Source organism: Syntrophomonas sp. DTU019, from assembly GCA_913757435.1.
Classification (GTDB): domain Bacteria; phylum Bacillota; class Syntrophomonadia; order Syntrophomonadales; family Syntrophomonadaceae; genus DTU019.
This window is the reverse complement of sequence record CAJYDM010000003.1, coordinates 336,897-359,107: the sequence shown is the minus strand read 5'-3', so window position 1 is coordinate 359,107 and position 22,211 is coordinate 336,897. Positions and strand designations below refer to the sequence as shown.

At 42.0% G+C, this 22,211-nt stretch carries 25 protein-coding genes and 1 pseudogene; 1 reads left to right on the top strand and 25 read right to left on the bottom strand.

What is annotated here, in order from left to right; genetic code table 11:
- Positions 1-243: 243 nt before the first annotated feature.
- The 19 genes from bfr to istA (AC15IQ_RS10545) all read right to left on the bottom strand — a co-directional run bounded on the left by bfr (position 244) and on the right by istA (AC15IQ_RS10545) (position 17,254).
- A complete protein-coding gene (bfr, locus tag AC15IQ_RS10635) occupies positions 244-711 on the bottom strand; it encodes a bacterioferritin (RefSeq protein WP_483179041.1) in 468 nt (155 codons plus the stop codon).
- A 174-nt stretch (positions 712-885) separates the two neighbouring features.
- Entirely contained in the window at positions 886-1,617 is a 732-nt protein-coding gene (gene istB, locus AC15IQ_RS10630; protein ID WP_483179059.1) for an IS21-like element helper ATPase IstB, read from the bottom strand.
- Positions 1,618-1,646: 29 nt separating this feature from the next.
- Complete coding sequence (gene istA, locus AC15IQ_RS10625; protein ID WP_483179039.1) at positions 1,647-3,173, bottom strand: IS21 family transposase; 1,527 nt, start codon at positions 3,171-3,173, stop codon at positions 1,647-1,649.
- Positions 3,174-3,462: 289 nt separating this feature from the next.
- Positions 3,463-4,611, bottom strand: a complete 1,149-nt coding sequence (locus AC15IQ_RS10620) for a DUF362 domain-containing protein (protein ID WP_483179037.1) — start codon at positions 4,609-4,611, stop codon at positions 3,463-3,465.
- Between the two features lie 296 nt (positions 4,612-4,907).
- Positions 4,908-5,309, bottom strand: a complete 402-nt coding sequence (locus tag AC15IQ_RS10615) for a GNAT family N-acetyltransferase (RefSeq protein WP_483179036.1) — start codon at positions 5,307-5,309, stop codon at positions 4,908-4,910.
- A gap of 185 nt (positions 5,310-5,494) precedes the next feature.
- A complete protein-coding gene (locus AC15IQ_RS10610) occupies positions 5,495-5,809 on the bottom strand; it encodes a TIGR04076 family protein (protein WP_483179035.1) in 315 nt (104 codons plus the stop codon).
- Positions 5,810-6,196: 387 nt separating this feature from the next.
- A complete protein-coding gene (locus AC15IQ_RS10605; protein WP_483179033.1) occupies positions 6,197-7,006 on the bottom strand; it encodes an alpha/beta fold hydrolase in 810 nt (269 codons plus the stop codon).
- Between the two features lie 372 nt (positions 7,007-7,378).
- Entirely contained in the window at positions 7,379-7,771 is a 393-nt protein-coding gene (locus tag AC15IQ_RS10600) for a pyridoxamine 5'-phosphate oxidase family protein (protein WP_483179032.1), read from the bottom strand.
- Positions 7,772-7,892: 121 nt separating this feature from the next.
- Entirely contained in the window at positions 7,893-8,369 is a 477-nt protein-coding gene (locus tag AC15IQ_RS10595) for a pyridoxamine 5'-phosphate oxidase family protein (RefSeq protein WP_483179030.1), read from the bottom strand.
- A 191-nt stretch (positions 8,370-8,560) separates the two neighbouring features.
- On the bottom strand, positions 8,561-8,986 hold the full coding sequence (locus AC15IQ_RS10590) for a DUF1801 domain-containing protein (protein WP_483179028.1): 426 nt from the start codon (positions 8,984-8,986) through the stop codon (positions 8,561-8,563).
- Positions 8,987-9,136: 150 nt separating this feature from the next.
- On the bottom strand, positions 9,137-9,301 hold the full coding sequence (locus AC15IQ_RS10585; RefSeq protein ID WP_483179027.1) for a hypothetical protein: 165 nt from the start codon (positions 9,299-9,301) through the stop codon (positions 9,137-9,139).
- A 10-nt stretch (positions 9,302-9,311) separates the two neighbouring features.
- Entirely contained in the window at positions 9,312-9,731 is a 420-nt protein-coding gene (locus AC15IQ_RS10580) for a DUF3788 family protein (RefSeq protein WP_483179057.1), read from the bottom strand.
- Positions 9,732-9,922: 191 nt separating this feature from the next.
- Positions 9,923-11,143, bottom strand: coding sequence for a transposase (locus tag AC15IQ_RS10575; RefSeq protein ID WP_483179025.1), 1,221 nt, complete (start codon positions 11,141-11,143; stop codon positions 9,923-9,925).
- Between the two features lie 651 nt (positions 11,144-11,794).
- Complete coding sequence (locus tag AC15IQ_RS10570) at positions 11,795-12,418, bottom strand: GyrI-like domain-containing protein (RefSeq protein WP_483179024.1); 624 nt, start codon at positions 12,416-12,418, stop codon at positions 11,795-11,797.
- A gap of 58 nt (positions 12,419-12,476) precedes the next feature.
- A complete protein-coding gene (locus tag AC15IQ_RS10565; RefSeq protein ID WP_483179022.1) occupies positions 12,477-12,602 on the bottom strand; it encodes a hypothetical protein in 126 nt (41 codons plus the stop codon).
- Position 12,603: 1 nt separating this feature from the next.
- Complete coding sequence (locus AC15IQ_RS10560; protein ID WP_483179020.1) at positions 12,604-12,972, bottom strand: iron chaperone; 369 nt, start codon at positions 12,970-12,972, stop codon at positions 12,604-12,606.
- A gap of 133 nt (positions 12,973-13,105) precedes the next feature.
- Positions 13,106-14,296, bottom strand: a complete 1,191-nt coding sequence (locus tag AC15IQ_RS10555; protein ID WP_483179018.1) for a macrolide family glycosyltransferase — start codon at positions 14,294-14,296, stop codon at positions 13,106-13,108.
- Positions 14,297-14,991: 695 nt separating this feature from the next.
- Positions 14,992-15,741, bottom strand: coding sequence for an IS21-like element helper ATPase IstB (gene istB, locus AC15IQ_RS10550; RefSeq protein ID WP_483176950.1), 750 nt, complete (start codon positions 15,739-15,741; stop codon positions 14,992-14,994).
- Entirely contained in the window at positions 15,698-17,254 is a 1,557-nt protein-coding gene (gene istA, locus AC15IQ_RS10545; protein ID WP_483176949.1) for an IS21 family transposase, read from the bottom strand. The genes istB (AC15IQ_RS10550) and istA (AC15IQ_RS10545) overlap by 44 nt, the downstream gene beginning before the upstream one ends.
- Positions 17,255-17,390: 136 nt before the next feature.
- On the opposite strand from istA (AC15IQ_RS10545), the pseudogene AC15IQ_RS10540 reads away from it, so the two are divergent.
- A pseudogene (locus tag AC15IQ_RS10540) lies at positions 17,391-17,516 on the top strand (ATP-binding protein); the annotation flags it as partial.
- A gap of 47 nt (positions 17,517-17,563) precedes the next feature.
- Here the strand turns inward: AC15IQ_RS10540 and istB (AC15IQ_RS10535) are convergent.
- The 6 genes from istB (AC15IQ_RS10535) to AC15IQ_RS10510 all read right to left on the bottom strand — a co-directional run bounded on the left by istB (AC15IQ_RS10535) (position 17,564) and on the right by AC15IQ_RS10510 (position 21,771).
- Positions 17,564-18,199 carry an IS21-like element helper ATPase IstB gene (gene istB, locus AC15IQ_RS10535; RefSeq protein WP_483177252.1) on the bottom strand — a complete coding sequence of 212 codons (636 nt, stop codon included), beginning with the start codon at positions 18,197-18,199 and terminating at the stop codon, positions 17,564-17,566.
- Positions 18,156-19,712 carry an IS21 family transposase gene (gene istA, locus AC15IQ_RS10530; RefSeq protein ID WP_483176949.1) on the bottom strand — a complete coding sequence of 519 codons (1,557 nt, stop codon included), beginning with the start codon at positions 19,710-19,712 and terminating at the stop codon, positions 18,156-18,158. Before istA (AC15IQ_RS10530) ends, istB (AC15IQ_RS10535) begins: the two co-directional genes overlap by 44 nt.
- Before the next feature lie 249 nt (positions 19,713-19,961).
- Positions 19,962-20,315 carry an IS66 family insertion sequence element accessory protein TnpB gene (gene tnpB / locus AC15IQ_RS10525; protein ID WP_483179017.1) on the bottom strand — a complete coding sequence of 118 codons (354 nt, stop codon included), beginning with the start codon at positions 20,313-20,315 and terminating at the stop codon, positions 19,962-19,964.
- A complete protein-coding gene (gene tnpA / locus AC15IQ_RS10520; protein ID WP_483179016.1) occupies positions 20,312-20,623 on the bottom strand; it encodes an IS66 family insertion sequence element accessory protein TnpA in 312 nt (103 codons plus the stop codon). Before tnpA ends, tnpB begins: the two co-directional genes overlap by 4 nt.
- A 267-nt stretch (positions 20,624-20,890) precedes the next feature.
- Positions 20,891-21,052 (bottom strand): hypothetical protein, encoded by a 162-nt coding sequence (locus tag AC15IQ_RS10515; RefSeq protein WP_483179014.1) that lies wholly within the window; start codon positions 21,050-21,052, stop codon positions 20,891-20,893.
- Positions 21,053-21,288: 236 nt separating this feature from the next.
- A complete protein-coding gene (locus AC15IQ_RS10510; protein ID WP_483179013.1) occupies positions 21,289-21,771 on the bottom strand; it encodes a hypothetical protein in 483 nt (160 codons plus the stop codon).
- Positions 21,772-22,211: the final 440 nt, after the last annotated feature.

Here is a 22,211-nt window from a genome sequence, read left to right as displayed (position 1 = left end):
TTATTATAATTATCATAGTTTTTTCATGTATTTATAAAGGATAATAAGTAGTAATTTATATGTATCCTGCTCTCACCCTCTGTAAAAATAACCACCAAAGTGGTCTTAGAAATCCTTAGGGAGGGGCTGCTTTAAATCAAGTGGCTTCTCTCTAGGTACCTTAAATCCTCAGATGCTCAGCCGAGGCACAAAAGGGGCTGTTATTTCTACAGCCCCTTGAATTTGAGTTTGCCTATAAGAAAATTAATCAACTTGAGTTGTCAAGAACATTGGCAAAGTCATCTGCTCGATCTGATCTAAGAGTTCCTCAAGTTCATCCATATGACGATCTTCGTCGTTTAGTATCTGTATAAGAATATCCCTTGTTGCATAGTCACGTACCTCACCCGCGAGCACTATGGCATCATTATAAGCTTTGATTGCGCCTTCCTCAGAAGCGCGGTCAAATTCTACTTGCTTAGGAACGTCTTTTCCAATATGAATATCACTCAGTTTGGATACAGTAGGTCTTCCACCGAGAAACAGAATCCTTCCGATAAGTTTTTCGGCATGCCTCATTTCGTCTATTGCCCGCTTCTCAAAGCTTTTATGCAACTTACCATAGCCCCAGTCCTCGCACATTTCAGCGTGTACGATATACTGATTGATGGCTGCAAGCTCGTCCGCAAGCAAAGCATTCAGCGTTTCAATAAGTTTTGGATTTCCTTCCATAAGTACAACTCCTTTCTTTTAAAGTTGTCTGGGTTTTGACTTAACCATTTATTTCAATAGCTTTCGCTAGCATTTATACTATCTTGTTATTATTACAAATACTTTATGTCTTTGTCAATCAAAAAGTTTACCACCGCGCTCATGAAAAAGTTGACCACCCAGGGAAAAAAATAGTTAGGCGGGTCGTGACGGACGCTGCCTCTTCATGGTCTGCTTGAGCCGGAAACTCTCGCCGTTGGTAATCAGGATGTGGGCGTTATGGGTAATCCGATCTAAAAGAGCCGCAGTCATCTTTTCGTCACCAAAAACCTGATTCCACTCGGAGAATTCAAGGTTGGTGGTAATGATCATACTGCCTCTTTCATAACGGCTAGAAAAGAACTGAAACAGCAGTTCTGCTGAACGGCGGTTAAACGGGATATAGCCAAGCTCATCAACGATGACTAAATCATAGCGCAACCATTGTTTCTGGTATTTTAGTAGCTTTTTCTCGCTCTCCATTTCCGTCAACTCATTCACCAATCCGGCGGCTGTGTAAAATCCAACCTTGTAGCGCAACTGGCAGGCACAGATTCCCAGGGCTATTGCCAAGTGGGTTTTACCGGTACCTGAGTTACCAGCCAGGATAACATTTTCCTTATCCTTAATGAACTGACCCCGGGAAAGAGTTAGTACTTTGGTTTGGTTAAGGCCTGGTATTTGCGTGAAATCAAAGGTGTCCAGGGTCTTTTTCAAAGGGAACCTGGCTTGGTTGATTAACCTTTTTACCTGGTTTTCTTCCCGTTTCATCACCTCTCGTTCCAAAAGATTAAAAAGGAATTCCTCATAGCTTAAGCGTTCACTTTCCGCTTGCCGAGCCATTTCTTGATAGTTCTGGCCAACAGTAGGTAGTTTTAAAGTCTTAATATATTCCTTGAGCCTTGCCTCGATGTCTACTATGCTGCACCTCCCTTTAAAAGTTGGTCAAAGCAACTAAGATTGGGCGGTTTGACGCTAAATTCAGGTATGTTCTTTACCCGTTCCCCGCTCATGCTACAGTGCGAGTATTCTGCCACAGCAAAGCTGTCGAACAGGGCTTTAATGCCATCATAGTGATAAACGGAACAGTCCATGGCCATTTGTAAAATTTCATCAATCACCTCCGGCCCATGTTTAACTCTAAGTTTTAGTATTTTTACAAACTCAAGGTTGGCTTTATCGTTATTTTGTCTGAGTATAGCCAGGTACTGGTGGTATATCTCCGGCAAGCCCGCCTCTTTGAAAGCCTTGGCGTGGTTTAGGGCGTATGGCTTGCGCTCCAGTACATCAAGATAGTGACTTAGGTCGAGTATATCCTGGCCTCGCTCGTAACAACGAGGATGAACTGCTATCAACTGGTCTTCGTAGAAGATATGGACTTCATTTACATAGCTTTTGATATGTATCCGGCACCGGGCATAACGACTGGGTACTGAATAACGGTTGTTATCAAAACGCACCGTGCTTTCCTTGGAGCTTTTGGCAGGCACCACTACACAACAGTCAAAGGGGTACCGGGGCAGGGGCAGCAACAATTGTTTTTCCTCTTGAAACACCTCCGCAATGGTCTTTTTTGTATGAGGTACTATTCTTGTCTGACGGAACTTTGAGAGCTTCATGAGTATCAACTGGTTTAGTTCTTCGAGGGAAGCTACCTCGGGAACAGGGACCAGGATGTTTCGTCTCAGATAGCCTACCTCGTTTTCGACCTGGCCTTTTTCATTTCCCCTCCCAACATTGCAAAATTCGGCCTCGAAAAGGTAATGGGCTTTGAAAGCCATAAAGGCATCCTGTTCTTTACGATCCTTTCCCTGTAGTACTCGCGCTACAGCAGTTTTTAGATTGTCGTATACGATAGTTTTAGGGATTCCTCCGAAGTATTCGAAAGCCTGCTTGTGACCTTCAAAAAATGCCTCCTGCCGGGCTGAGGAAAAGGTAGTCATGAATGAGTCTCTGCTACCTGATAGCTTCATCACAAAAAGGTAAACCTTCTGGCTTTTACCCTGCAAGATTACCTCTGCTTCACCCCAGTCCACCTGGGCATGACTCCCTAGTTCAAATTCCAAGGGAATGAATAATTCCCGCTTATCGCCCTCCAATTGCTTTTTAATTTCCCTAACACAGCGCCTAACGGTTGATTCACTGCCGCTAAATCCATATTCTTCACACAGGCGTTCATATATCCTAGCGGCAGTGTGCCGCTGCTTTTTCGGCCGGTTCTCATCTTCTTGCAGCCAGCTAGTGATGATGTCCAGGTATGGCCCCATGACCGGCTTTTCTTTGATCTTTGTCAGTGTGTATTTGGGTATGGTGGGCACTTCCTCAGCAATCACTTTGCGTATGTACTGCCGGGAATGCCCGGTCTCCTTGGATATCCAACGTATGGATGCTCCTTCAACAAAATGCATTTTCCTGATATACTCTTTGGTAGCCATCCCAATCATTCCTTTTCCTCCTGTAGCTTTGGTGTTTGCACAACTCATAGCTTACAGGAAAGGTTGGTTGGGGTGGTCAATTTTTTCGTTATCATTTTCAACTTAAGTGGTCAACTTTTACGTTATCAAAGACAACTTTACCTATTTTCGCTTCTTTTATCAACCTGTATACATAAATGGGTTCGTTTTCGGAACATCAGATTATCGCCCGCCCCAAGGATTTCATTAACGAGTTATTAAAAGCATGAAAACGATTTGCTGCTAAGAATAATTGCATTTTACACTCTCTTCGATATCATTAACGGAAAAATCCCGATATCAAGCCTGCAGCTCTATTTTGATTTTTAAGTTCTACAGCTTTAAACATGCATAACTCATGACAACACATACACTCTATGCAGGCATTATAATCGATTTGCTTCGTATCCGTGTCAATTGCCTGTACCGGACAGCTTTCCACACACATATTGCATTTTTTACATTTTTTCGGATTTATTTGGGGACGTGTTTTGAAAAAATCGATTATCTTTACCAGGGCTTTACTATTGCTCTTCTTTGTTCCCCTGATGCGCTTGGGCAGCTTAAACCTAAGCAACCTGGGGACTAGCTCATAATCACCTGCAAGTGTGATATTTTCTAACCAGCCTTCTCCTAGATTCCGCTTCCTGGCCGTTTCCAGTATGGGTACATCTTCAACATTTATACCCACCATTTTGGCCGCAACAACATCCAGTGCCAGTGGGTCCTCACTGATGATGATTTTACTAGCCTGATAAATGCTGCCTGCTGTCGGTCCCTCTCCTTCCATGGCCAGAATCCCATCCATGATGTGAAGCTGTATTTTGGTAGCTTTATGGATATCGCAGATGATTTCCCCAAAATCCCTTGGTTCGGGAGCCATTCTATGATACTGGGCTTTTCTGAGCCCTGGTATGCATCCAAATACATTTTTTACAGCTCCGGAAAAAATCTGCGCCGAGTGTGTTTTCAATTTCGGCAAATTAATAACTACATCCGCATCGAACATTGGCCTGGCGATATGCATCGTTTCTTCACACCGGCTTTCCGGTTGAACAGCCACCACACCCTCACGGTCAAAATTCTTTATCTCCGCTCCTTCTTCGTTCGCCACCCGCTCGTATCCGGCAACCTTTAAGCTCTGCGCAGTAGGCGCTATTCCTGCTATAGCTCCCCCTGAGCTATCACCGATCCATACATTGCAGTTCCTGCTTTTCAATATTCTTACCATTGCTCTGACAAATTCAGCATGTGTTACTGCAGCGGATTCGGAAGACTTGGGCCCGATCAGATTCACCTTTAGGAGTACTTTGTCCTGCGGCTTTACAAATTTATCCCATCCGCCCAGCATTTCTATGGCCGTATTAATTCTTTCAATTAAGGTTTCCAGATCATAATTTTCACATTCCTGAATAATTACCTTACTCATACGATTATCCTCTAAATATATGAACTGCCTCTTTCTTCGCTTTGCACATCATTCATGTGTCCCGACGTGATTAGTGTTTCATTATTTTGTCTCGCATATTCCAGGCGCAGTGTTGTCGCAGGAATATTGGAGTACTTTTACACGAACGGCGTAGGCTTGGACGTGGCAGCAAAATTCCACCCCAAAATCGCTTATTCCACGTATAGTATCTCGGCTAATTCTTCCTATGTCATATTATGACTGTTCTCAGTCTTGGTTAATTTTTCATTGGCCTACATAATCTTTAGTTTCCTCTATCAAAGTCTACCCTTGACCATTACCCTGTCATTAAGGGTCTCATATCCAAATTTTTTATATAACGCATGTGCGTCCCTGGTTATCAGAATACCTCTTAAACCTTGATATTCCGGCAGGTTCTCTATATATGAAATGAGAGCTGTTCCCAATCCATTATTCTGATATTTGCAATCAATAACAACATCGCAAAGATAATAAGTCGTTGCGAAATCGGTAATCACTCTTGCAAAGCCCACCAGCATGTTCTGATCTTTCAGATAAATACCGTAACACTGAGAATTGCGCATTGATTTTTCAACCGTTTCCTGGGACCGCCTTTCGGCCCAATAGGTTTGCTTCAGGAGATTCATGATCTCTTCTATTTTCATCTTGTCCGCGCCATTGATTATTTCATAGTTCATTCAATCACTTCTTAAATAGTTCCTTTGTTGATCATATTAGCTATATTATTTCTTTTCTTTGTTCTGACATTAGTTTCCTGTAATAAAAGGAAGCACCTCCTCTTGGAGGCACTCCTTCTTTTATCTATTTACTTTTCACCTGAAAGAAAGGCAAAAGAACCGTCCCCATGCCTTTACCCATGCCTTTACTCTGCATCTTCGTCCATTGTTTCTAAAAGGAAGCTGACCGGTCGAAAACCGTCATTACAGGAAATCATCGCAGATTTTTTGTTTTTCATCCATCCGTCATAAAGATCTTCTCCACCATGTGCAAGCGTCATAACAAAAGCAGATATACTGTCCCATGCGCTGTCACAAAAACCGACCGGTTTCCGCCATCCATTGGCGATATAAACCTGGCCTACCTGCATATCACACGTATGCAGAATCGGGTTTTCATATTTTTCAATCAAATCAGTATAGCAGGCTGTTTTCATAACGGTGATTTGGACTTTTTTCATGTTTCAGCTTCTCCTTAACATTATTTTTGTATCTTCTTGAACGCCACAGCCTGGTCCTTCACAGAATTTTCCCGATCTTATAGCCATTCTAAATCAGTTCTTACTTGAAAGTCAGAAAGGAATGGTCGATGGGCAGACCTGCGATTTCCTCTATCTCAGGATAGGTCAGCTTGAAGTTGTATGTACAATTTTCTTTTATCCAAATCCAAAGCGGATCGTATTTACTCATATATCTATATCCGTTTACTAAAATGCCCCGAGGCGACAATTAGCTCTTCCCTTCATCCAGCGTTTTAACCTCTTTTCCTTCTTCACATTCGATGAAGGTAATTTCATCCTTCTCATTTGAAAACCGTCATCTTGCCAGAAGATTTAAGTTTATCCCATTCATGAATCAGTGACTGTTCCAATTGAACGTATGAAAGATCCGACGACAGCCGCAAAACGCTCGGGCTGGTCTAAGTGGACACTGTGGCCAGCTCCCCGGATTTGTTCTGCCTGAAGTCTAGAATTAAGACGTTGCAGCTCTTCGGCAACAACAGACGAAACCACGCCGTTATCGCCAAATACGATGAGGCTTGGTACGTTAATTGCACCTATTAACATCTTATAGTCAGGGCTCGGTGGGGCAAGAACGTCAAAGGCAGACATGCTTGTTTGAAGTCGTGCTCGTGCGAACAGTTCAAGAGTCTCCACTGACCGATCAGGGTGTCTGTTCCGCGCGTCTGCCACCAATTCGCTGAATGACATGGTGAGCATTCGTCGATGCTGATCGGAGACTCCACTTTCGTAGACTTCTCGCTGAACTTCTGGGCTCAAAAACGTAGGATCAGCTAAGACCAGGCCACGGAGTAGATTTGGTTTACGACTTGCTACCACAGCCGCAGTCATCCCTCCCATGGAATGTCCAAGCAGGATCGGAGGAGAAAGTCTCAAGGCATTTATCAAACCAACAACATCGTTGGCATGGTCCTCATATCGGTATCCACAGTCGGGTGCGCTCGAATCGCCATGTCCTCTGGCATCCGGCATGATTACATCAAATTCTTTCTCCAGAACCTGTGCCAAACCTGTCCAGCACAGGCCATTAGCCATCAATCCATGCAGCAAAATTACAGGCGGTTTGTTTCCTCCGGTTCTTGTATAGTGTATGTTAATGCTGTTTGTTTCACAGACTGCTGTGTTCCATTTGGTCATATGTTATTCTCTTCGCGCAGAGGTTTTAACATCGTACGGGAATGCTACATACGCGCCGTCCAGGTCGGGGACTTTTTGAATAATAGCTTCAAATTCAAAGATTTTGGGATTCAATAGTTGTCTCCTTACAATAGAATGGCTAATTACTGGTGTTCGAACCACTCGGGTTCCAGAATCCGCTAATGCCAATGCCTAAGAATGGCTAGTCGGTAGAGCCATTGACAACCAGCAGCATATCAATGATTGGCCTGGCGCATAGCCCGGGTACCGAGGTCGCGATCCCACATGATCTATCTGCAGCGATTAGCTGCGAGTACCGAACAAATTCGACTCGCTTCCCGTTCTTGGACGTGGTTGAAGGAGAGATCTTTATTAAAATTTGATTACCTTTGGCTCATCGGTAAATGAATAGAAGGTAGCTGTTGCATCCTTAAAGTAGAGAACCTCTGTATTGTCATCCTCCGCTGAATACATGGCTTGAAGTTCTGGATAATTATCGAGCATATGCTTTTTTGCCTCTACTCTGTCATCTCTGATAAGCTTACCTGATACTCTAAGCCACTTCCCATCAGCATAAGCACAAATCTCTGCTTTTGGATTTGCCTGGAGCTGCCTGGATACTTTTTTTATCTTGCCTGTCTGGATATAAAGTTTAGCTTCAAAAATATCCACTGTAGCAAATGGCCTAACTCTAGGCTGGTCTCCTTCCACTGTAGCTAAATAATACGTTCCACAGTTCTTTAAAAATTCATAAACTTCTTGCATTTTCTTTTCTCCTATTTATCTTATAATTATGTCCGTTATCCATTTTTACTGATATCCATCACATGCCCAAAAACAATAATATGAATGTCTACAGCAAACGCATGCTGCTTTCAATTCAGTTTTACTTCTCGTTAACCAACTTACCGGTCATGTGCTCAATATCTATAGCAAAAAGTTGAACCCTATCGATGCCATGTTCTAATTCTTCTTCAACTTCCTCCTCGGTTGGGTAATACTTTAGGGCCAACTTACGCACTTTATCCTCCGTCATTTTTCTATCTTCGATAAGTTTTGCTCTACCAAAAACTATGACGCTGGTAACGTTCCACTCCCAGCAACCTTCTTTCTTAAACCCGGTGTTCCATGTAGTAAAGCACACCTTATCACAATTCGTGATTGCTGAAACTTTATGACCTTGTTTAGCACCATGAAAATAAATATGATTATCTATATCATCATAGTAAAAATTAATTGGAATAGTATACGGATATCCATTATCCCCAATAACTGAAAAGGTTCCTCTTTTCTCATCTGTTAATATTTTTTTGCATTCGGCCTCAGAAACAGCCTGTTTAAATCTTCTCATTGTTCGAAACATCTCTACCCTCCTATAATCCGGTTCCACAGCCTAAGTCAAGCATTCTGCACTCCGGGAAAGCAGGAAGGCAGTCTGCAACGAACTGTAAGAATTTAGGTGCACTTGGCAATGCGTCAAATATATCCGGGTAAACGCAAAGTAATCGCCCCAGCAGTGGCCTGCAGACAATCAGACTTGACTTCCTCTTACATTCAAACATTGTATATTCTTTTCATATCCGCAACAGAGGTTGAAATTATTTCTTTCAAAATATCAAGATTGATATCTTGAAGTTTATTAATGTATATACATGAACCTGCACTGATTTTGTGCTTGCCCAGTCTATCCAGTAATTCTTTATAATTTTCTACTCCTGACATTATGTATATAGCTATATACCGTTTTCGTGGGGAGAATGCTGTTAATGGCCAATCACCTTCTTGTTTGCTCTTCTCAGACTTGTAATGAAAAGAGCCGTATCCAATCATATTGTTATTCCATAACGTAGCTTTTTCATTTACTACGCTATCAAATACCTTTTTCAATTCCATACTATCCATTCTCTTTTTTTCCGGTTCAACACTCATTAGAAAACCATCAACATCAAGATTGGTTGGCTTTGTTTTTATTTCACTCATAATGAACCTCCTCATATTAGACAGATGGTAGACAATCTTTAAAGGTCAGATCAACTTCTTCATAGTTATCGACGCTAAGGGCATTGTATGCTGTCCTCGCTGATTCAGGTATTATGGATCACTATCCTTATACCTTTGACGAGGATAGAGTCAGAGGATGGATACCCAAGCTACATAAGTTATGCTCGATTCAAGTGCTTTAATGCACTTATCACGACCGGCTACCCCTTGGTAATCACTCCACTCATCTCCCTCATCGACAAGCAGGTCAAAAAGTAAAGATTCATCGGCTTTGCTATATTTCTTAATCTCCATATATTCACACCTATTTAATGCTTTTCCTGAAATCAGCAAGCAAGAAAACTGCCTCAAACTTTTCATCCGAACAAATGTCAAAAACAAGAGGAAAGTACTTCAGTTTCCCCATTTGTCTTGAATCCGCTATCATTAGCTTAATCTTATTATCAAGCGGAAGATTCAACACATCAGCACGGGATTTTTCAGGAAAATAGACGGTTACCTTGAAAAAACCTTCCCAAACCGATAGCCATAAAATGGTTTTTTTATTTTGACCGCCTCGAACGCCTGTCCACTTATACAGTCCTTTTGCCAGCCACGCCTTGCCGTCGTTGTAGTAATTCCATTCCAACTGAATATCGTGGTTTGCAAGCTCGTTGTTAAACTTTATATAGGCGTTGTACGCTTCTCCAAGTGCCTTTGCAATAACGTCACTTGACGGCTCTATATCAGGATTTCTAAGTGAGACTTTTGCATAATAGCAAAAATCACGTTCTTTGAAACTACAATATGGTATTAGAGCATAAAAACCAGTTGAATTTTGGTTAATTATGCCTTTAGTATCAACAAGGTTACTGGATTTATCTTAAAATGAACAGATTGACCCCTTTCCTTTAAAAACCTTAATATCTGCTTACTTTATGCAGCTATATCTTCAGATGATTTGGCTTTGTTTACCGCAACAACCGAAGCAATCATGGTAATAACACTCAGGTATGCATGGGTTTTAACCTTTTTAATACCTCGTACATTAAGTCCGGTTTCAAGTCCCAGATGCTCCTTTAAGCGCCCAAAACATCGCTCTACACTGGTTCTTTTGTTGTATAGCAGCTTCCAGTTTGAAGTTCCTCGATGGGGCACTGTGAATAACCTGGAATCTTGTCTGGCTCTGGTTTTAACAACCATCCCATAGTTGCTGTCTGAGCACCAGGAGGAACCAAAAGGACAATCACATTTGCCCATAACATGAGGGCAGCGGAATTTGTTAACCCCGTTGCTGCCACCCCAATAAATCATGCGATAGCCCGCTGAACATATAGGGGTCGCATCCCAATCCAGACCTTCCGGGGGTTCTTTGGCTCCGCGATGGTTTAACGGTATGATTGCCTGTGCCATGTAATCCTTACGGATTAGTTCGTATATTGACTTTTGATCATAACCGGCATCCATGAGATAATACTGGGGTTTACTGTTCAAGTTATTACTGCATTCTTCAAGGATATTTTCGGCCATTATACCATCGTTGGTACTGGCTGGGGTTATGCTCAATGCTACTGGCAATTCGGATTTAACGTCAGTAGCGATATGCAGTTTGTAGCCAAACCAGGTTATCTGGTTACCATTAGTATCCAGCTTGCTGCCCCAGTTAGCTGACTGTCCATCGTCTTTAATATTTTTACGTGGAACTGACTTCTCATTGGCATCTACTTTAGAAGCATCTATGGCAATAGAACTGGTATCAAGAAGCCCCATTGATTCTGCTGTTTTTACCTGTTTCCTAAACAGTTCACGAAGTACTTCTGACTGAGTCAATCGCTCATAGAAACGGCTAAAGGTAGCAATGCTGGGCACTTTACCAAAAACATCAAAGCCACAGTTATATCTGAGCACCGGATCATGGGTAAGACGTTCCACTAATTCAGTAAAAGTGGCAATATTATAAACTCTCATGGCAATTAATGCGTTAAGTTTGTATTCAATCCGGTAGCCATTTGGCCCCCTGTGTTGTTTTTCATTTTTACAAAGAGCTTTTATCACGTTATCAAAATCGAGGGTGGCTAAAATTATCTCTAAACGTGACCGGGGCTGCAAATTTATTGCATCCTCAAAGGAAAATACGTATCCTTGCCGAATATTCATAGGTGACTTCCCCTTTCGTGTTTGTTTGGGTTTTGGTTTTGTCACCTTATAAATTCGGCAAATACGGGGGTGAAGTCCTTTTATTGTCCTCAAAAAATCCCAATATATCTGGGCTAATTAATATGCAAAATCCTCAAGTAATTGTTCGGTTGATCTCATAACTTCAGTCTCCGGTTTTTTATTATCCATTTCCCACCGATATTTTTTATTTATAAGAAGCGTATCAATATTACAATTCAAACATAGTCCGTTGTGACAGCAAATAGTGGCCCCGCACAATTTGCAACGCCATTTATCACGTTCCTTGGTTAAGAATTCCTCCATGCCAAATTCGTTGATGTAGTTGAGGTTTTCTATCATGCTCAAATGGTATTTTGTACGGTAGCGCTTATCCAATGCCTTCAATCTCTTACAAGGGAAGTTTTCGTTGTACTCACACGGCAGTTAATACAGAGTCGCTTTTCTCGTTTCGGAGGCAGTAGTGGAATATAATGAATTATTTCATTATCAGCCACGACAACACCTTCGTGATTACAGGCCTACAGGCAAAGTGGTTTTGCTCCCGTACATACCAAAAGTTATGTTTGCCGGTTTGCCTGCAACCATGAAATAATTGCCGCTGAGTCGCTCAGGCAAACGCTGTATATAATTTCATGCATTACGTATTGGGTGTCTAAGCACCGTTTTTAACTTTTCCCGTGCAACCTTACGTGGATCAGATATATATATCTCGTGATGACGGCGTGTCTCGCCAATATCTATCCTATAGCCATTTTCGATTGCGAAATTATCAAGCGCCACTATAGTGGCTGGTTCATCATCATACGAACCGATGTGCATTACCTGAACGCATAAACCTTCGGTAATTGTTTTGAGCTTTGCCTTTGATGTGTCAATGTTCGATTTCTTCTTTGCGAGGGCAGCCTTTGCGGCTTCAAAAATGTCCGCTGTTACAAAGTCAGGCTGTCGAATCATCATCGTCCATATAAACTTACCCTTGTCGGTTATTGCCGCACCGTTGCCTTTAAAATCATCGTCTACACTCCACAGTCCTTCGAGCGGCGGAACAACGTATTCCAAGATTGATTTATTGTTCATCTTGATGGTGTAGGAAAGCCCATACAGCAACTCAACGGCGACGGCATATTCCATGCTTGTGTTCGGGTCACCTTTACCGTCAACAGCAATGAAAATCATCTCCGGCACATCAATAACGGATGGTGTGGTCTTTGGTTGGTATAGGTCTTTTTGGGTTTTCTTATAGTCAATCGACATCGCTGCACCTCATCTCTTTCTCAATAAGTGCTAGTGCAATCCGCAGCGACTTTACCCGCTAGTCGTTTAAAGTTTTCTGCGAGGACTGCAGCCTGCCGCTTTCCTGCATTTTTCCACACTTGTGCAGAGTTGAAATAAGGGCGGTTTTTGCATCTTCCGGTTCGTTCTTTCTGTACTGGTTCATTTTACCTCCAAAATTTTGTCATATCTTTTTTATCCTCAATGTTGTAGGCCACCACTTTATATAGCAAATCAAAATCCACATTATCCGTCCATTTTATTCTGAATAACCCTTGTGTATGGGAATATCCTGCTTCCTCTATTTCCTTTTCAAACAAACTAATGACTACTGCTTCAGGAGCCACCGCTATATGCTCTTTGGCAATGCTAAAACCGATGATAAAAGTTCCATGATCGGTAAACATTGGCTGATTCCACTTAATTTCTTCTGTCAATTGAGGAAACTTCTCTTTAATGTTATTTAGGATGCCTTCTAACCGTTCCCTCTTTTCCAGTTCACCAATACCATCTAAAAACATTCGAAAATCTTTCATGATATTTACCCTTTTCGCAGCACATTTCGCCGGTTTAATGATTGTTTACCAGCCGCTCTATCGCTTCCTCTTTCGTCGGCAAGAAAAATATATCGTTCCCTCTGAGGGTTTATCGACAAACTGAAATTTGGCTCTATTTCACGATTTTCTCCAGAAATGCTCTGCCTTCTTTTACTCCACCGCATCTTTTGAACCCATTCGAGATTTCGGTTGCCGCTGCTTTATAAGAACCATCATTCAGCACCTTCTCGATGGCATTCCTAATCTCCTCCACTGACCTTCTGGAAGCTGGCAGCATCACACCTGCCCCCAGTTCTTCCGTGCGTTTTGCCACAGCCCACTGCTCCGGTGTCTGTGGTGACAGAACTAGCGGAACCTCGAAATACAGTCCTTCTGATGCAGAATTCATACCGCAGTGTGTGACAAATGCATCCGCAATATTCAATACCGCCATCTGATCCACAGAATCATACACCTGTATATTCTCAGGAAGATTCGTGAATTCATTGGCTGTCTCACCCATGGATACAATCACTTGATAGTCCGTTCCCCGAAGCGCTTCCACGCAGTTCTCATACATCTCCCTGTTGCTTACAACCGTACCCATGGAGATATACACCGTCTTCTCTGCAGCCTTTTCCATAGGATGCTTCACTGGACGAATGGATGGACCGATGAAGCAGTATTTACCAGAGAAAGTCTCGGCATAGGGCTGAAACTCTTTCGATGTATATACAATCGTATTGGTCTGATTGTCATTTGAAATCAGTTCTAAAAAGCTTTTTACCGGATATCCCATCTCCTGAAGCCTTTTCAACTGCCTTTTGATTTTTGGCAGAGCAAGAAGCGTGCTGAACAAACCTCCCATGCCCTGATCCATGTATTTCGCAGAGTATCGGTTAAATGCAAATGTGGTAGTGGAACAAACGTAAGGAATTCCAAACTTCATTGCCGCCAATTTACCACTGAAAGCCATGGAATCCGCAACAATCAGGTCTGGCTTCATGTCCGGTATTACCCGACCCATCAGACCATCCATTGCCAAAGTGGATGCAACAATCAACTCGATGGAGAAAGCAAGATCCTTTCCTACTCTGTTGCCGCCGTCCTTTGCGTCGATATCCAGATCATATGCATCGCAGGGAACAAATGTCGCTCCCGTACCCTCAATCTTTTCCCTGAATTTCTCAAAAGAAAAATAAGTCACCTCATGTCCTGCCTCAATCATCTCTTTCACAAGTCCTAGAGTAGGATTGGTATGACCGTGGGCAGGAATACAAAACCATGCAATCTTCATCCTATTCACCAGCCTTTCCAGCAGCACTCAATATCCTCCGAAGCATTTCTTCAAAAATCTCTGCCTTCTGCAGTCATTTTCCACGTACGGGATAGAAGTACCCTTCTCACCCTATCGTTATTCTAGGGGCTCATTTTCATCAATCCTGTCGCCTCAACTCAACCTGGTCAGCGCCTATATGGACGCCTATTACACCGTCGATATGTTTCCATAAACACACTAAACTTGAGTAGATAAGATTGTTGTAGCCCCTACAAACCTTGATTTTAAGCCGTTTTCTAAAGACTACTTTCTTGACAAAAGGCACACTGTCTCCACTGGCTCGAGTTGATGTTATTGATGTCTGCGTCCTTGGGAACAGGTCAACCGGTTTTAGTGTTTTCGAGGTATGAGGGAACAAATTAACTATTTTATAGTTCTCGGGAACAAGTCCACCGCTTTTTCTCGTTATTGAAAACGATTTGAAATCGTGTGGTAAACTATTAACCGTAATCAGATTTGAAAATGATTGCAACATTTTATTGAACTATTTGATTTTCGAATAGTTCAACTATACCTCTCTTATTCCAATTTCCTTTAAATAGTTATATATGTGATCGTAAAATTCTGGCTTTCTGGTTTTGTCATTTTCGTCACCATAGGGAACAAATATAATAAACCCTTGGCGAGCTGTAAGCGGTCAAGTATTTTGGAGAAATTTTGGCCAATAATTTTCCATAGGACTACAGTCTTAGTATAGAATCTCGATGTTTAAGGCGGTAACTGTCGCCGGTCAGATTGAATATCTCACTATGATGAGCGATTCGATCCAGGATAGCGGTAGTTATAACCGGGTCTCCCATCAATTCGGCCCAGTCTTCAAAACCCTTGTTTGAAGTTATTATTAAGGCCGTCTGTTCATAAAGTGATGATATCAATTGAAAAAACAAATTAGCTTCCTGCCTGGTAATGGGGACAAAACCTATCTCATCAATTACCACTAAATCTGAAGCCATGATCCGTTTCATCCTCTGGCGGCTCCGGGTTGAGGTAGTTTCCAGCTTAAGATGCTTGATTAAATCATCCATATTTACGAAGCTTACCTTGTAACCTTTTTTCACAGCCTCAAGCCCGATAGCTACAGCCAAATGAGTTTTCCCCACTCCCGGAGGCCCAAGGAAAATCAGATTGTAGAACTTCTCAATCCATTGCATATCCAGCAATTGATTAACCTGTTTACGGGTAATAGAACGCTGAAATGCAAAATCGAATTCATCTATGCTTTTAACAAAGGGAAACCCCGCCATCTTCATCCGGCGCTCTTCAGATCTTTTTTCACGGTAGTTTATCTCTCCCTGCAGCAGCCGGTTAAGAAAATCCAGATAGGATATGTCGGTACTGCTTGCTGTCTGCAGGGTTTGATCCAGGTTGTCTCTGCACCAGGAAAGGTTAAGGCTTCTTAAATAAGTCCTGGTTTCTTCGGCCTTGTTCAATACTCATACCTCCATAAATAGCGGCGTATTCGCTAATATTTCTGATCTCGGTTTTAATCCGATAGGCAAGAGGTATGGCAGACGTATCAAGTATAGTTTCCGCCGGGCTGTTGTTTTGCTGGGCAAAATACTCCAGGGCGGTCTTGAATTCAACTGCGCTAAAAATACTCCTTTCCACACAATAATCTAATGCCTGGGATATTGTTTCCAAAGAGTAATTTTTAATCGTTTGGATAATGAGATTATACTGGTCACGAACATATCTGGGTTTTTCTTTACGAATACCATCGAGGAAAACAGCTGCTATTTCACTTCCTCCCATATTGGCCAGGGTATCTTGATATAATTCGGCTATCCGGGCAGAATGGTCGCGTTTATGATTGTTATTCCTGATCAATCGGCCTTTATCCAGAGATATTTCATGACGGGCCAGCTCTTCATCGGTTTCAAGGTCAAAAACGATTAGTATGCCCTGGTCTGCTTTAATCTTCACTTCTCTTTCAGGATGGTAAGTGCCCAGGGGCAAAGTATATCGGTTGCTGTTGTACCAAATGATATTGTCTTTGCGTACCTGTCTTGTTATAATTTCTTCAGGTTGATTAATTATGGTCGGTATCGGTTTTAAGTGTTTTTGTTCTTCTTTAAACACTTCTGCCGGTACCTTTTTTGTTGTGCCATGTATATTGGCGTTTGCTGTTCTGTTCAGCCATTCTATACACCCCTGATTAAATGCTTGAATGTTGTCAAATATCCGGTGCCTGGCGTAGTTGCCTTTGGCATATTTGATAACTGCCTCAATTTTGCCCTTGGTCTCCGGATCACTTTTGCGGCAAAGATATATCTTAAAACCCATCTGCTGCCGGAATCTCTCGAATTCTGCTGTGTATATGATATCCCCAAAGTTTTCGTTTATAGCCAGGAGCCTGTCCTGATCGTACACAATTTCTTCTGGCACCCCTCCTATGTATTCAAAGGCCCGATAATGCACCTGTATGAATCTGGCTGCTGTAAGTGGCTTATCGTCCCATTCAACATATTTATAACGGCTGTGTGAGAGAACCAGCCCAAATCCTGTGAGCTTTACCCGCTGCCCCTGGGTATTTACCAGGGTGGTAAAACCTAAATCTACTTGTGCCTGATAACCCATGGGCAGTTCTTCCACTGCTTGGTATTGACGCTGGATAATAGGCTTCTTAATGTTATACTGAATCCGTAAACTCCTGATAAATCGTCTAAGCGTTCTCTCCTTTCCCTGATAATCTAAATAATGCTGTTTAAGCCAATCTTGTATTTGTGCTGATGACATGTCGGGATGTTCCTGTAACCACCTCACAATTTGTTCTTCGTATTTTTCAAGCTTTCTGGTTCTTTTTGTGTTTTTTCTTATTTCGTCATATTCGTCTGGCGTCACCTCCCAATAACGATCAACTGTTTTCCAATCTATGCCCAACTGCCGTTGAACTTGTGATTTATTAAGCCCCATCTCCTTTAGCTGCTGTAATTCTTGATACATCGGCCACCCCTTCACCTGGTTCCTCTCCTCGCATAATTGTAGTCTTTTACCCTACAATTTTAGCTGGTTTGGAACATTAAGGTAAATATTCTCCGTTTTTAGTGGCCAATTTTTCTCCCTTTTATTTTACCGTTTACAATTGATGGGAGACCCGGTTATAACTACCGCTATCCTGGATCGAATCGCTCATCATAGTGAGATATTCAATCTGACCGGCGACAGTTACCGCCTTAAACATCGAGATTCTATACTAAGACTGTAGTCCTATGGAAAATTATTGGCCAAAATTTCTCCAAAATACTTGACCGCTTACATCAATTCGGCCCAGTCTTCAAAACCCTTGTTTGAAGTTATTATTAAGGCCGTCTGTTCATAAAGTGATGATATCAATTGAAAAAACAAATTAGCTTCCTGCCTGGTAATGGGGACAAAACCTATCTCATCAATTACCACTAAATCTGAAGCCATGATCCGTTTCATCCTCTGGCGGCTCCGGGTTGAGGTAGTTTCCAGCTTAAGATGCTTGATTAAATCATCCATATTTACGAAGCTTACCTTGTAACCTTTTTTCACAGCCTCAAGCCCGATAGCTACAGCCAAATGAGTTTTCCCCACTCCCGGAGGCCCAAGGAAAATCAGATTGTAGAACTTCTCAATCCATTGCATATCCAGCAATTGATTAACCTGTTTACGGGTAATAGAACGCTGAAATGCAAAATCGAATTCATCTATGCTTTTAACAAAGGGAAACCCCGCCATCTTCATCCGGCGCTCTTCAGATCTTTTTTCACGGTAGTTTATCTCTCCCTGCAGCAGCCGGTTAAGAAAATCCAGATAGGATATGTCGGTACTGCTTGCTGTCTGCAGGGTTTGATCCAGGTTGTCTCTGCACCAGGAAAGGTTAAGGCTTCTTAAATAAGTCCTGGTTTCTTCGGCCTTGTTCAATACTCATACCTCCATAAATAGCGGCGTATTCGCTAATATTTCTGATCTCGGTTTTAATCCGATAGGCAAGAGGTATGGCAGACGTATCAAGTATAGTTTCCGCCGGGCTGTTGTTTTGCTGGGCAAAATACTCCAGGGCGGTCTTGAATTCAACTGCGCTAAAAATACTCCTTTCCACACAATAATCTAATGCCTGGGATATTGTTTCCAAAGAGTAATTTTTAATCGTTTGGATAATGAGATTATACTGGTCACGAACATATCTGGGTTTTTCTTTACGAATACCATCGAGGAAAACAGCTGCTATTTCACTTCCTCCCATATTGGCCAGGGTATCTTGATATAATTCGGCTATCCGGGCAGAATGGTCGCGTTTATGATTGTTATTCCTGATCAATCGGCCTTTATCCAGAGATATTTCATGACGGGCCAGCTCTTCATCGGTTTCAAGGTCAAAAACGATTAGTATGCCCTGGTCTGCTTTAATCTTCACTTCTCTTTCAGGATGGTAAGTGCCCAGGGGCAAAGTATATCGGTTGCTGTTGTACCAAATGATATTGTCTTTGCGTACCTGTCTTGTTATAATTTCTTCAGGTTGATTAATTATGGTCGGTATCGGTTTTAAGTGTTTTTGTTCTTCTTTAAACACTTCTGCCGGTACCTTTTTTGTTGTGCCATGTATATTGGCGTTTGCTGTTCTGTTCAGCCATTCTATACACCCCTGATTAAATGCTTGAATGTTGTCAAATATCCGGTGCCTGGCGTAGTTGCCTTTGGCATATTTGATAACTGCCTCAATTTTGCCCTTGGTCTCCGGATCACTTTTGCGGCAAAGATATATCTTAAAACCCATCTGCTGCCGGAATCTCTCGAATTCTGCTGTGTATATGATATCCCCAAAGTTTTCGTTTATAGCCAGGAGCCTGTCCTGATCGTACACAATTTCTTCTGGCACCCCTCCTATGTATTCAAAGGCCCGATAATGCACCTGTATGAATCTGGCTGCTGTAAGTGGCTTATCGTCCCATTCAACATATTTATAACGGCTGTGTGAGAGAACCAGCCCAAATCCTGTGAGCTTTACCCGCTGCCCCTGGGTATTTACCAGGGTGGTAAAACCTAAATCTACTTGTGCCTGATAACCCATGGGCAGTTCTTCCACTGCTTGGTATTGACGCTGGATAATAGGCTTCTTAATGTTATACTGAATCCGTAAACTCCTGATAAATCGTCTAAGCGTTCTCTCCTTTCCCTGATAATCTAAATAATGCTGTTTAAGCCAATCTTGTATTTGTGCTGATGACATGTCGGGATGTTCCTGTAACCACCTCACAATTTGTTCTTCGTATTTTTCAAGCTTTCTGGTTCTTTTTGTGTTTTTTCTTATTTCGTCATATTCGTCTGGCGTCACCTCCCAATAACGATCAACTGTTTTCCAATCTATGCCCAACTGCCGTTGAACTTGTGATTTATTAAGCCCCATCTCCTTTAGCTGCTGTAATTCTTGATACATCGGCCACCCCTTCACCTGGTTCCTCTCCTCGCATAATTGTAGTCTTTTACCCTACAATTTTAGCTGGTTTGGAACATTAAGGTAAATATTCTCCGTTTTTAGTGGCCAATTTTTCTCCCTTTTATTTTACCGTTTACATCAATTATCAAGTCCGAATTTTCTTGCATATCCATAGCTATATTATACCGTAAAATCGGCCTTTTTGCACTATGAAAATGCCTAAATATCCGGGTTTAGAGCCGTTTTCTGTTAAAGAATAATTCGTTGTTTAACTGCTTTATGAGCCTGAGTTTGTTTTATAGATAAGCCATCCAGCAGCCAGCGGAATTCGCGGTAGCTGATGCTAACCACCTCGGTTTTATCTGTCGGCCAGTTAAACTTGCCGCGCTCCAAACGCCGGTAATGCAACCAGAAGCCATTATGTTCCCATTGTAATATCTTGAGTTTGTCACGCTTGCGATTGCAGAACACAAATAGACTCGGGCTAAACGGATCCAGATCAAACGATTCTTTGACTAACACTGCCAATCCGTCAATCGATTTTCTAAGATCAGTACTGCCGCAGGCCAGATAAACCTGCCTGCTTGATATTTCACTTATCATATTGTCTGCAGGACCTGCATGATCTCGCGCAACAGCTGCTGATCAAATCCTTTTTTGACCTCAATTGTTGCTTGTCCGATATGCACTGCTATGGTGTCTGGGTCAAGACTTACCCGGTCTAATCCCAGGGCAAGCCATTTTACAGGTTGATTGTTGTCCACCTGGCCGAAGCGCAGCTTCTTACGCCAATAGTAAAATTGATGTACTTTGATTGAATGATCATTGCACCAGGCAGCTATGCTTTTATCGCTGACTTGATGTTCTGCCAGACGCTGTTCCCACAGGCTGCGCAGATCATTGCCTATCATTCCTGAACACCTCCTTGTTTTTGTGTTCAGGTTATTTTCTCACCTTTTGTTGCTGCGTTCATATGTGTGAAGTTTTTGACGCTTACCTTGATTTATAGGTGTTCGCTGTTTGACGCTTACAGCCCTATGCCACTATCAGGCAGCGCATTGACCGGCACCGCATCTGGACCGATCCCAAGTCGGGGAGTATGTAAAACGGCACCTGGCTTATGCAGGCGCCGAACGGAATATTTTCTCGGATAATCTGTTGACGAGATATTTAAGTTTTCAGGTGGAGCAGTTGGAATGGTCAACAGGACCTGCGCTCACTGCTTGCTCTATGGGGCGCAGAACAAACGAAATATCATTGATGATCATATGGTTAAATTGGTTGTTAAGGGAGAATTGAATTAGTTCTCCCTGCCCCGATGGGGCATCTATTGCCGACATCACGCCCGTCAATTTTTGGACAATTTACACCGTCTATCGCTGGACATTATGCGGGAGCAGTAACACAATAACGCTTAAAATGGCCAGTGCAGTAGGCATTGCTCCTCCTAAAGATTATTGTTTGTTAGGTATATAATATACGTAACAAACAATATGAATGAATGATTTCCAAGTTAATGATATCGCGCTTAAATCTATCCCACAACCGCCCGAGCAGGATTTTCCTACTGGACTTATCAAATACAGGGTTCATTCAGTTCTTTAGCTTTAATACTCTCAAATAATTTATTATCCACTAAAGTTAGCCAATCCTTCAACTCGGTGGTATTCATACTATAATAATCCGACAAGGCGGCTATTGTGAGGGTTTTCCCATTTTCCAGGCCAAATCTTTGTATAATGAGCTTTTGCTCCGATTCCTCCAAGGTGTTCATTACTTGAATAAGGAGATCCCCTGACAGGGATCTTATTAAGGTCAAAGTCACTTTAAAATCCCCGTCCTTCTCTTTATGTAAGGAAAACAGCATAGAAATCAAAATGGCGTTCAATGTTGCAATGAATACTATCTTTAAGTTTGAACCTTCAATTACAGCATAAGAATATGCGGTTACAAAAATAATAAAAGGAGATAAAATCAATAAGGCAGTTTTGTCAATATACCAGTCGCCTAAATGATCAGCTTGTTTTTTAAACTTATACCATAAATAAACAACTGGCAAAACAAAAACGCTATATAAGGAAAACCTAAATCTAAAGCCCGAGCCCGATAATTTCGTTAAGGTTACCAATATGAAAAGCAACGATATTACTATGAAGTGGGGTAACTTGTTAGTCATAAAGCATACATCCTATTCACATAGCAGCGACGAGCAAAGATAGTCTTCTTGCGTATCGTGGTCATATCTATTCAGGGTTAGATCGGTCAATCCGCACATTTAAGACCAGTTCCCTTATCATTACATTAAATAAAGTTTATTTATTGCCATGTTATTTGTACTGAAGTAAAGTCAATACCATCTCCACCACTAGCTCCATCTGGGTCATTTAGCATATCCGCAGTTGCCCACGTAAGCACCTCATGCCAAGCCATTTCCGACTCAGTATAAGCAGTTATAGCGAAATAATAGGTCTTACCAGCGTACAAGGTTGGCATTAAAGG

Bases quoted from the DNA above. Each gene is read 5' to 3' on its own strand.
- AC15IQ_RS10575 (WP_483179025.1), bottom strand. From the start codon at position 11,143: ATGAATATTCGGCAAGGATACGTATTTTCCTTTGAGGATGCAATAAAT.
- AC15IQ_RS10565 (WP_483179022.1), bottom strand. From the start codon at position 12,602: ATGAACCAGTACAGAAAGAACGAACCGGAAGATGCAAAAACCGCCCTT.
- AC15IQ_RS10560 (WP_483179020.1), bottom strand. From the start codon at position 12,972: ATGAAAGATTTTCGAATGTTTTTAGATGGTATTGGTGAACTGGAAAAG.
- AC15IQ_RS10590 (WP_483179028.1), bottom strand. From the start codon at position 8,986: ATGAGTGAAATAAAAACAAAGCCAACCAATCTTGATGTTGATGGTTTT.
- istA (WP_483176949.1), bottom strand. From the start codon at position 19,712: ATGTATCAAGAATTACAGCAGCTAAAGGAGATGGGGCTTAATAAATCA.
- istA (WP_483176949.1), bottom strand. From the start codon at position 17,254: ATGTATCAAGAATTACAGCAGCTAAAGGAGATGGGGCTTAATAAATCA.
- AC15IQ_RS10570 (WP_483179024.1), bottom strand. From the start codon at position 12,418: ATGTCGATTGACTATAAGAAAACCCAAAAAGACCTATACCAACCAAAG.
- AC15IQ_RS10610 (WP_483179035.1), bottom strand. From the start codon at position 5,809: ATGAAAAAAGTCCAAATCACCGTTATGAAAACAGCCTGCTATACTGAT.
- AC15IQ_RS10595 (WP_483179030.1), bottom strand. From the start codon at position 8,369: ATGTTTCGAACAATGAGAAGATTTAAACAGGCTGTTTCTGAGGCCGAA.
- AC15IQ_RS10515 (WP_483179014.1), bottom strand. From the start codon at position 21,052: ATGTCGGCAATAGATGCCCCATCGGGGCAGGGAGAACTAATTCAATTC.
- AC15IQ_RS10605 (WP_483179033.1), bottom strand. From the start codon at position 7,006: ATGACCAAATGGAACACAGCAGTCTGTGAAACAAACAGCATTAACATA.
- AC15IQ_RS10585 (WP_483179027.1), bottom strand. From the start codon at position 9,301: ATGGAGATTAAGAAATATAGCAAAGCCGATGAATCTTTACTTTTTGAC.
- istA (WP_483179039.1), bottom strand. From the start codon at position 3,173: ATGATTGGGATGGCTACCAAAGAGTATATCAGGAAAATGCATTTTGTT.
- bfr (WP_483179041.1), bottom strand. From the start codon at position 711: ATGGAAGGAAATCCAAAACTTATTGAAACGCTGAATGCTTTGCTTGCG.
- tnpB (WP_483179017.1), bottom strand. From the start codon at position 20,315: ATGATAAGTGAAATATCAAGCAGGCAGGTTTATCTGGCCTGCGGCAGT.
- tnpA (WP_483179016.1), bottom strand. From the start codon at position 20,623: ATGATAGGCAATGATCTGCGCAGCCTGTGGGAACAGCGTCTGGCAGAA.
- AC15IQ_RS10620 (WP_483179037.1), bottom strand. From the start codon at position 4,611: ATGAGTAAGGTAATTATTCAGGAATGTGAAAATTATGATCTGGAAACC.
- AC15IQ_RS10600 (WP_483179032.1), bottom strand. From the start codon at position 7,771: ATGCAAGAAGTTTATGAATTTTTAAAGAACTGTGGAACGTATTATTTA.
- AC15IQ_RS10615 (WP_483179036.1), bottom strand. From the start codon at position 5,309: ATGAACTATGAAATAATCAATGGCGCGGACAAGATGAAAATAGAAGAG.